Below are 2,740 nucleotides of genomic sequence, written 5' to 3'. Positions count from 1 at the left end.
ATTGGCTCCCAGATCAATGGTCTGCACGTTCCTACGTTCGCGCAAATCCCAGAAATGCACCCGGTGTCCGTATTTGTTCGACAGGAGATCTTCCGGGACTATGCCCTTCTCGAACTGGGGCGGAAGTGCCCACTCGCTCGACACCATGTAGTCGCGTGGCAGGTTCCACCAGAAATCATACTGCTTGTCCTGTGGCCCGCGATCGATCTCATAGCGCCCGATGACATCGAACGTCTCGCAATCCATGATAAAGATGCCGGGAGGTCCGTCGGTGCCATCAGGGCCACCGCCACCAAGCGTCGAGACATAAATACCTTCCGGACCGCAGTGAATCGTATGAGGCCTAGAATAGCCCGTCTTGGCAAACACTTCTTCTGGCTCGATGACCTTGTGGATCTTGGCTTTGGTCGGTCCGCCCTTGGTGTCTATTACGTAGATGCGCGAAGATCGAATACCGGGAATGATCAGAAAGCGGCGCTCGAGAAACGGGTGACCGTTCAGCGGCGAAAGGGCCGAAGAGCACGCATTCCAGCCGAAATGGTGAAACTCGTCGCCCTTGTTCGGCATTATCACGCTATGGACGACCTTGCCGTAGTCCTTCGACTTCGGGTTTACGTCAACTATTGCTAGTCCATCAGGCTGAGAGAAGTCGGGACTCAACATCAAAGTGTAGGCAAAATTTTCGACTGGCGCCTGCATTGCGAGCTTGGCAGTCGCGTGGAAAGTCCGGTCTGGCCGTACAGTCATTGTCGTCCTCCCTTGGCGGGTTAAGCAGCCCGTCCGACAATCAGGGGCACGACCTGTGATGCGCTTGGATGCCCGTCGAAAACGTCGAGACGCTTTGTTGTTCGCACGCTATTTTCGTGCGACTTTCAAGAATCTCACGGATTTTGGAGAACTGCAATCTCGATTTGTTTCACCGAAAGGCCCCTGTGAGCGACAAGCGCGTTGCCCGCCACCACACAAAGTGAGGAAGACCCACTAAACTGCACGCTCTCAAATTAAGTGCACAGCTAACTCATTGAAATCACTAAGTCGGCATTCTCATGGTAAACTGCAGTGCGACAGCCGGGAACACCGTCGATCTGGAGGCTTCGTCTCGAGCACCTCGGGCAGGTTCTGTCCGCGCCGATAGAAACAGCGGTTGGCATTAAGCAGCACGGAATCGCCGAATTCATGCGCGCGGTAGCGGGACGCGGTGAGCGCTGCCGAGGCCTTGGCGAGCAGGGCATCGTCGGCGAAGGCGCGCAGGAGCTCGAAATGGCTTTCGCCGGATTGGTGGACGCCCGTGAGAATCGCATCGACCACGCGAAGCGGCGTGCCCCGCGCGATGCGCCCTGTCGCAGTGCCATTTCCGGCGCGCACGCTGCCATCGGGATTGGCGGCTGCCTCAAGCGCGCGCACCACGCTCGTGCCGATCGCGATGATGCTGCTGCCGCGGAGCTTCGCCCGCGCGACCTGCGCCGCGGTGCGCTCAGGAATGCGGTACGGCTCGTCGAAGGGAAGGCGCGAGTCGAGCGCGGGATCGCCGGTGGAAGAAACGCCCGCGGCATGCGTGAGCGCTGCGAATCCGACCTCGAGCCGACGCCAGGCTTGGAGCGTGCGCCAGTCGAGCGCGAAGCCTGCCGACGGCGCCTCGAACGCGAACGGCCGGGCGGCAATCTTCGTCCAAACATCCCACAGCGCCAACGGCTCGGGAACATGCGCGTATTGGATCGGCCGGCCGTGCTGCGCCATTCCTGCAAGCACCGCTGCGCGGTTACCTGGGAAGCACAGCTCGAGAAGTCGAGGATGGTCGAGAAGGCGCTCGACGACGGCTTCAAGCGGGCCGAGCCGAAGGCGGTCGCCAGTTGACAGCGCAGGCGGAGGCAGCCGGTCTTCCGTGCGCGTGCGGTGATCGCCCGAGCCGAAGGCAATCGCCACGAAGCGGGTAGGATCGGGAAGTGATAGCCAGCCGGCCAGGCGAATCTCGATCGCCTCGCCGCTTGGGACATGTGTACCATGCAAGCTGGCAGGCAAGGTCGCGGCGTCATTGGCGACGATCAGATCGCCGGGATCGAATAGAGTCGCGAGCCTCGTGCGCGGCAGGTCGCGCATGGAGCCGTCCGCCTCAACGACGAACACCCTGGCGGAGTGCCGATCGGAACGGTCGTCGGCAATCATGCTTGTTCCCCGGCGAGAAGCCTAGCGCAGACCGGCAACGCGTCGAGCATCTTTTCGATGATCTCGGCAGCAGCTAGCTCGGGGGCCTTCAAGGTCGACGGATCGGCGTCCGGAAGCGCCAGCGCGTGAAGCGGGGTGTCCATATCGCCAGGGTCAAGCGCGAGGACCCTTATGCCATCGGGTTTCGCCTCCTCGTCCCAAATCGCCGTCAGATGGGCAAGGGCGGCCTTGCTCGCACCATACGCACCCCACCCGGGATACGCGTTCACCGCCGCGTCGCTGGAGATGTTGATCACCAGCGCGCCGCGGCCCTCGCGTGCGGACGCGGCAAGCGCACCGAACAGAGCTTTGGTCAGCCGGAACGCGCCGAGGAGGTTGACGGCGAGCGCCGCTTCCAGCTCCTCGCAATCGGTATCGGCAAGAAGCGCCAGAGGGACAGGACCGAGGCTGGATGCATTGTTGATCAGGACGTCGACCCCGCCGAGGCTGGCAGTGACCTGCATCGCGATCGGGTAGATGTCGTCCTTCTTGCCTATGTCGGCGACAATGCCGTGCGCGCCCGTCTCGGCTGCGACGC

General features: G+C 61.9%; 3 protein-coding genes. All 3 read right to left on the bottom strand.

Features of this window, described 5'->3' with window-relative positions:
- Window positions 1–747 (bottom strand): selenium-binding protein SBP56-related protein (locus tag AAAC48_RS20840; protein WP_340656023.1); only part of this gene is annotated, 747 nt, incomplete at its 3' end.
- A 297-nt stretch (window positions 748–1,044) separates the two neighbouring features.
- A complete protein-coding gene (locus AAAC48_RS20835) occupies window positions 1,045–2,163 on the bottom strand; it encodes an S-adenosylmethionine:tRNA ribosyltransferase-isomerase (RefSeq protein WP_340656022.1) in 1,119 nt (372 codons plus the stop codon).
- Window positions 2,160–2,740 (bottom strand): SDR family oxidoreductase (locus tag AAAC48_RS20830; protein WP_340656021.1); only part of this gene is annotated, 581 nt, incomplete at its 5' end. The genes AAAC48_RS20835 and AAAC48_RS20830, both read right to left, overlap by 4 nt.

The organism is Phyllobacterium sp. (assembly GCF_037994405.1).
Taxonomy (GTDB): Bacteria; Pseudomonadota; Alphaproteobacteria; order Rhizobiales; family Rhizobiaceae; genus Phyllobacterium.
Note: the sequence above shows the minus strand (reverse complement) of the source record. Positions and strands in the feature narration are given on the sequence as shown.